The sequence below is a fragment of the Brevibacillus sp. FW306-2-1A-C05A genome (genome assembly GCF_058781555.1).
Map to the genome: position 1 here is coordinate 1 of NZ_JBYSWV010000089.1, position 7752 is coordinate 7752.

The following is a 7752-nucleotide window of genomic DNA, read 5'->3' on the forward strand; positions in this document are numbered from 1 at the left end:
GCTTTTTTTGTGTACCTTGGAACACAAGGACGTACCCACAAGGAAAATCGAACACAGCTTAGCCGTCACAAAAGGGATGGCCATGCGGGAGGAAGAGTTTTTGGCTAAATACGAGCAAGAATGTTTTGTTGCCAGCGCTTCGCTGCCCTGTTTTTTACCTGGTCTTCCCTATTCGATTCATTGAAATTATTGATGAGTGGGATGGAAAAGTTTATTTTTAAATTGCGGTCTGGCTCCACTATAGTAATGAGTAACAGAATTACATACTGAAATTTCTGATGTTTGTGGACAGGAAAGGAGTTTTCATGAAACAGGCTGCTTCTGTGCGTTTCCACTATGCCTGGGTGATTGCCGCAGTGACCTTTTTCATCCTCTTGATAGGGGCTGGGATTCGCTCCGCACCTGGTGTATTCATGGTGCCTGTGGAACAAGAATTTGGGTGGAGTCGTTCTTCAATCTCCTTTGCGCTGTCTATCAATTTGCTGTTATACGGATTGGTTGGGCCGTTTGCAGCAGCGGTCATGGATCGGTTCGGGATTAGGCGGATCACGATGATTGCTTTGCTGATGTTGGCCTTAGGGGCTGCACTGACAACATGGATGCAGGCATCATGGCAACTGACTGTGTTATGGGGAGTGGTTGTCGGCCTTGGATCAGGCTGTACAGCATCGGTATTAGGGGCGATGATCGCCAATCGGTGGTTTGTACAACAGCGAGGGCTGGTCATGGGAATTTTGACGGCGAGCGGTGCTACGGGACAGCTTGTGTTTCTGCCTCTTCTCGCCAGCCTGGCTGAAACGGAAGGCTGGCGTACAGCCTCCTGGGTGATAGCTTCCGTAGCGCTCGTGATGGTGCCGATCGTGGCAGCTTTGATGCGTGATCGCCCGAGCGATAAAGGGCTCTCAGCGTACGGAGCGACAGTCACAGACCAAGAACTTGCGGCTCCTGTACAAAATCCATTCCGTGCGGCAATGAATGGGTTGTTCACTGGCCTTCGATCCTTTGACTTTTGGTTGTTGGCCGGCAGCTTTTTTATTTGCGGTTTGTCTACAAACGGTTTGATCGGGACGCATTTTATTGCGGCGTGCATGGAGCACGGGATTCCAGCAGTAACTGCTGCCAGCCTGCTCGCCCTGATTGGTGTTTTTGACATTATTGGAACGACGCTTTCCGGATGGCTGTCTGATCGCTACAATAACCGCTGGCTGCTATTCTGGTACTACGGACTGCGCGGGCTCTCCTTGATGTTTCTGCCTACGGCTTTGTCCACCTCTACATTTAGCCTTGGGTTGTTCATCGTGTTCTACGGTTTGGATTGGGTCGCGACGGTTCCTCCTACATTGAGGCTGACGACAGACATTTTTGGCAAACAGCAGGCAGGAATTTTGTTTGGCTGGATATTAACAGCCCATCAATTGGGGGCTGCGGTAGCTGCCTACGGTGGTGGCGTGGTCTATACAATACTGAACAGCTACTTCTTCATGTTCATAGCTGCAGGAGCGTTTTGCCTGCTCGCTTCCTTCATGGTTATGCGAATTGGCAGGAACGCGCTCAGTGCAAATGTTTCCCGGAATGTATAGCGGAAAAAAGGAAAGCACCCAAGGCTCATATTGCCTTGGGTGTTAGCTTTGAGTGGAGTGGGATAGCGGCAAACTGATACGGAAAATAGCACTGCACAATGGACCGTTTTCAGCTTCGATCCTGTTCATGGGAAGCATTTTGCAAAAATTGACGCTGGATTTCATGAAAGCGGTCGAGCTCTTGTGCCATGCAGTACACACTTTTTGCGACTCTTACAGCTTTGTAAGAATCGTGCAAGGCAATTCGATAGGAGAACGACTGCGCCCCTTGTACAATCAAGGTAACAACACAAACGGAGGGGGATACGCCATGAGAAAATGGATGAAGATGACCGTGCTTTTTATCGGGCTGCTGATCGACACCAAAACAATGATTCGCACCTCCGATTTGGAAATGATCGTGAAGCTGTAGCAAGGCGCCGGCGCTGACCCGGCGTCTTTTTTTCTGGGAAAGGGGAGGCATTGCACCATAAAGTGCATAATGGATGGCTCGATGGGTTGACTTTTTATACTTTATATATATTATTGTATTGAAAAGATACGCGGGTTTGATAGGGGGAGTGAATATTGATGTCAGAAAAAACGGCGTTGTGGACGAAAGATTTTGTGATCCTGGCACTCTCCAACTTTATGCTGTTCGTTGCGTTCCAGATGTTGCTTCCGACGCTTCCGGTCTATGTGACAGACATGGGCGGAGATCAGTTGGCGGTAGGGCTGGTCATTAGCCTTTTCACCGTGTCAGCCCTGCTTGTGCGTCCTTTTACCGGGAAAGCGCTGGACACCATCGGGAGGAAGCCTGTTTTGCTGATTGGATTGGCCATCTTTTTGCTGGCCGTCGCCGGATATTACTGGATGGTCAGTGTGGCGCTGGTGTTGGCGATTCGCTTTTTGCACGGGATCGGCTGGGGAATTGTCACTACCACCTACGGAACGATCGTGTCCGATATCATTCCTCGGGAAAGAAGCGGGGAAGGAATGGGGTACTTCGGGATGTTCAGCAACTTGGCGATGGCTTTCGGGCCTCTATTGGGCTTGTGGGTATCGCAAAACTGGGGATACGGTTGGCTGTTTGCCATCTCCGCAGGCTTGACTGCTCTGGCGATGATCTTGTCCAGGCTGGTAAAAATCAAGCCAATCGTTGCTGGGCAAAAGCCGAATGGCAGCGTGTTGAGTGGGCTGATTGAAAAGGCAGCGCTGTTTCCCTCTCTGCTGAATTTGCTGATCGGGATTATTTACGGAGGGATATTCAGCTTTATTACTTTGTTTGGCCTTGAGGTTGGCATCGCGAATATTGGTCTGTTTTTCCTGTTCAATGCGATTGCGTTGATGGCTGTTCGGCCTCTGGCGGGAAGGCTGTTTGATCGCAGAGGACCTGCCTGGATTTTGCTGCCGGGTGGATTTATCCTTGGCGGCGGACTGTTGCTGTTGTCGTACAGCACGAGCGAATGGCAACTGATCTTTGCTGCGATCTTGTTTGGCGTCGGTGTTGGCGGCGTGCAGCCTTCTTTGCAGGCGTGGACGATCAAGCGGGTAGACCCGTCGAGAAGAGGGGCAGCTACCGGGACATTTTTCTCTGCGTTCGACCTTGGGATCGGCGGAGGGGCAATGATTCTGGGGGCAGTCGCCAAAATGACCAGTTTTGCGGCGATGTATCGTTATTCGTTGGTTGCACTTGGGCTGTATTTGCTTGTCTACATCGTTTATTTGGCCCGGCAAGGCAAAAAGACATCTGTGCCCGAATCGATTTCCTCCTAAAATCGTTTCGGGTTTTTCCTTTTGTGAATAGGGAAGGCGAAAACGGCAAATCATAAGTGAATGCAAAACAGGACTGGAATAAATAGGGAACGTGCTTTTGGGAAAATTCGGGGCCAAAAGCGGAGCAAAACCAAGGGGAATCGATTGATTCGACTGGAATTTTTGGACGTGTCCTCTTTCTATATGGTATAATAACGTATTGTGATAACCAGTTGGAGGTTTACCGTTTATGGCAGAAGAAACTGCTCGGTTTCCCAAAGTCGATATTAGCCAGGAAATGAGAGAATCGTTCATCAGCTACGCGATGAGCGTTATCGTCAGTCGCGCATTGCCTGATGTTCGCGATGGGTTGAAGCCTGTTCACAGGCGTATTTTGTATGCCATGCACGACATGGGACTTACTCCTGACAAAGCGTTCCGTAAATCGGCAAACGTAGTCGGGGAAGTTATGGCGAACTACCATCCGCATGGGGACTCTTCCATCTATGAAGCGATGGTACGTATGGCACAAGATTTTAATATGCGTTATATGCTCGTGGAAGGGCAAGGAAACTTCGGTTCTGTAGACGGCGACCCGGCAGCGGCCATGCGTTATACAGAGTCGCGCTTTTCCAAGCTCGCGCTGGAGCTTCTGCGCGATATTGATAAAGAAACAGTTGATTTCACGCCCAACTACGACGGGCGCAAGGAAGAGCCGGTTGTCTTGCCTTCTCGCTTCCCGAACCTGCTTTTGAACGGAGCTTCGGGGATTGCCGTCGGGATGGCGACCAATATTCCTCCGCATAACTTGACGGAAGTCATTGATGGCGTCATTGCCATGATCGACAACCCGGATATTACGATTCAAGATCTGATGAAGATCATCAAAGGGCCGGATTTCCCTACAGCCGGAGAAATTCTCGGCTTTAGCGGGATTCGTCGTGCCTACGAAACGGGCCGCGGCTCTATTATTATGCGGGCGAAAACCCAAATCGAAGAGGATAAAGGAAAACCGCGCATCATTGTGACGGAAATTCCTTACCAGGTGAATAAGGCAAGACTCGTAGAAAAAATCGCAGAGCTTGTCCGCGAAAAGAAAATCGAGGGCATTACCGATCTGCGCGACGAGTCCGACCGTAAAGGGATGCGCATCGTGATGGAGCTCCGCCGCGACGTCATTCCAAAAGTCGTGTTGAACAATCTGTTCAAGCATACGCAAATGCAGACGACGTTTGGCGTCAACATGCTGGCCTTGGTTGACGGCCGTCCGCGCGTGCTCAATCTGCGCGATATGCTGTATTACTATTTGCAGCACCAGCGCGTCATTATCCGCAGAAGAACCGAATACGATCTGAAGCAGGCAGAAGCGCGCGCTCATATTTTGGAGGGCTTGCGGATTGCGCTCGATCATATTGATGAGATTATCAGCCTCATTCGCTCTTCGCAAACAACGGAAGAAGCGCGCGAAGGACTGATGACAAACTACTCCCTAAGCTACGAGCAGGCACAAGCGATTCTCGACATGCGCCTGCAACGCCTGACCGGCTTGGAGCGGGAGAAAATCGAGAATGAGTACCAGGAGCTGCTCGCGAAAATTGCCGAGCTGCGTGCAATTCTCGCTGACGAAGCCAAAATCTACGCGATCATTCGTGAAGAGCTGGGCGAAATCAAGGAGAAGTTTGGCGATGAGCGCCGCACAGCGATTACGTTTGACGAGGATCACATTGAAGATGCTGACTTGATTCCAGAAGAGGATGTCGTCATTACTTTGACCCACGACGGCTACATCAAGCGTCTGCCTGTATCCACCTACCGTTCGCAAAAACGTGGTGGCCGGGGAGTCCAAGGATTGGGAACCAAGGATGACGACTTCGTTGAGCATCTGTACATTACCAATTCGCATGATTACATCATGTTCTTCACGAGCAAGGGCAAGGTGTACCGCCTGAAAGGCTTTGAGATTCCTGATCTCAGCCGGACGGCAAAAGGCACGCCGATCATCAACCTGATTCAGATCGAAAAGGGCGAGCGGGTCAGTGCGGTAATCCCGGTCAAAGAGTTCGACCATGAGCGCTTCCTGTTCTTTGCGACCAAGAAAGGGATTATCAAGAAGACGACGCTCGAGTCCTATGAAAACATTCGCAAAGGCGGGCTGATTGCAGTCAATCTGCGCGAAGATGACGAGCTGATCGGGGTTCGTTTGACTGACGGCCAGCAAGAGATCATCATGGGTACGCAAAAAGGGATGTCCGTTCGCTTCAGCGAAAGCGATGTGCGGACGATGGGACGCAACGCAACCGGCGTAAAAGGGATTACCCTCGACGATGACGATAATGTCATTGATATGGACGTCATCAAGCCGAACGCGGAAGTTCTGATCGTAACTGCAAACGGCTACGGAAAACGCACTCCTGTTGACGAATACCGCATCCAGTCTCGCGGCGGTAAAGGGATCAAGACCCACAATGTCACGGAACGCAGTGGTCCTGTGGTCGGCTTGAAAGTGGTTGAGCCAGAGGAAGACCTGATGATTATCACGACTTCCGGCATCATCATTCGGACAGAAATGAAGGGTATTTCTGTCATGGGTCGCTATACGCAAGGTGTGAAGCTGATTCGCCTGTCGGAAAATGAGCAGGTAGGTTCAGTAGCGAAATGCCCGCCGAACGAAGAGGACGATGAGGCCGACTCTGAGGAGCAAGAGCATGGTGAGGCTGTCGACACTGTTGGTGATGGTGACGCTCCAACCAATGTTGAACCGGACGAGCCGACTGAGGAATAAAGCAAAATATCGAGAGAAGCGCCCCGAAAAATCAAGGGGCGTTTCTTTTTTTGAGCAGAAAGTTAGAGTGATTTGTTACTTTATTCCTGCAAATGGTTTGAAATTGGAGTAAAATTGGGAAAAGAAAACTATTATGATTAACAAGTTGGATCGGGTGGTGACCAAGTTGCCCATCGTGGATGTGAAGCAACTGAACAGTGGAGCGAGATTGGCAGAGGAAGTATATTCAGCATTAGGGGGAGTTTTGTTTTCAAAAGGAACCCTTTTGTCTGAGAAAGAAATCGAATTCCTCGAAGCTTTTATGGTTAAAAAGGTACATATTGAGGAAGCCAGCGCTGGCAATACCACGGAGCAAGCAGAAGCGCCAGCGGACGAGCAGGCAAAAGCTTCGGACAAGCTGAGCCCTGTCAAGCCAGCGATTCAGGAGACCTTTGAAAAGGCAGTATCAACGCTGAAAAATTTGATGGTTCGGGTACAGGGCGGAAATAACATCCCGGTGATGGAAGTGCGTGAGGTGGTTACTCCGATTATTACGGAGTTCCAGCAGCAGCCGCAAGTATTGCTGTCACTGCGCCGTTTTGCACGGATGGACAGCTATACGTACGAGCATGCGATTGCAGTTGGGATCATTTCTTATATGATTGCAAAGTGGATCAAGGTTCCGGAAAAGGAATGGATGCAGGTTGCATTGGCAGGCACCTTGCTCGATATAGGAAAAACCAAGATCGACCGCAGAATTTTGCAAAAACCCGGCAAGCTCACAGAAGAAGAATTCGAAGAGATGAAAAAGCACACCGTTTATGGATACCAAATCATCAAAGCTTCCCATGGTTTGAGCGAGGGAGTCGCGCTGGCCGCCCTGCAGCATCATGAGCGGGAGGATGGCTCGGGATATCCGTTAGGGCTGCCTGGCTCAAAATTGCACCTGTACAGCAAGATTGTTGCTGTAGCGGATGTGTATCATGCGATGTGCTCGGATCGGATTTATCAAAAGGCACTTTCCCCATACGTGGTGGTAGAGCAATTGGTTCGAGACAGCTTTGGCAAGCTTGACCCGACTATTGTACGCAAATTTGTGGATGGGATTACTCAATTTACGATCGGTACGATTGTCGAGCTGAGTGACGGGACGATAGGAAAGATTGTATTTACAGATCGGAACCATCCTACCCGGCCAATGGTGGAGACCGGGGGCAAGATTGTAAACCTGGTGGATGCCAGACATTTGTCGATTATTCGTGTCTTGGAGCAGTCTTAGAGCAGGGGGAGAGGCGGTAATTACGCCTCTCTTTTATTTTTAGTGAAAAAGTTTAATTTCATTTTAAAAATTGCTTGTACTGTATTTCAATACATGGTAAGATACTTCTTGTCGCTTCAATTGAAGCAGACATCAAATAAGAAAATGAAAGTGTTGACTTCAGGATTCTTATCTGATAGAGTATTGAATTGTCGCTGCTGAGCGAAAAGGAGTTTTAAAAAACATCTTGCAAAAGCTTGGACGGCATGATATACTAGGAAAGTCGCCTTGAGAGGCGAGTGAAAAATGCTCTTTGAAAACTGAACAGCGAAAGCGTTGATTAGTCTATCATTAAATGATTTGCCAGCTTTGAACCAGTAACAAACTTTATTGGAGAGTTTGATCCTGGCTCAGGACGA

5 protein-coding genes are annotated in these 7752 nt (G+C 49.4%); all 5 read left to right on the top strand.

Going from position 1 to position 7752, the window contains the following annotated elements; translation table 11 throughout:
- Window positions 1–184 (top strand): hypothetical protein (locus AC3WJN_RS25225; protein WP_492329350.1); only part of this gene is annotated, 184 nt, incomplete at its 5' end.
- Window positions 185–305: 121 nt separating this feature from the next.
- Complete coding sequence (locus AC3WJN_RS25230) at window positions 306–1580, top strand: MFS transporter (protein ID WP_007786444.1); 1275 nt, start codon at window positions 306–308, stop codon at window positions 1578–1580.
- A gap of 570 nt (window positions 1581–2150) precedes the next feature.
- Window positions 2151–3335 (top strand): MFS transporter, encoded by a 1185-nt coding sequence (locus AC3WJN_RS25235; protein WP_007786449.1) that lies wholly within the window; start codon window positions 2151–2153, stop codon window positions 3333–3335.
- Window positions 3336–3564: 229 nt separating this feature from the next.
- Complete coding sequence (gene gyrA / locus AC3WJN_RS25240; RefSeq protein ID WP_005829517.1) at window positions 3565–6096, top strand: DNA gyrase subunit A; 2532 nt, start codon at window positions 3565–3567, stop codon at window positions 6094–6096.
- A gap of 133 nt (window positions 6097–6229) precedes the next feature.
- Window positions 6230–7354: an HD-GYP domain-containing protein gene (locus AC3WJN_RS25245; RefSeq protein ID WP_005829516.1), complete on the top strand. Its 1125-nt coding sequence runs from the start codon at window positions 6230–6232 to the stop codon at window positions 7352–7354.
- The last annotated feature ends 398 nt before the right edge of the window (window positions 7355–7752 follow it).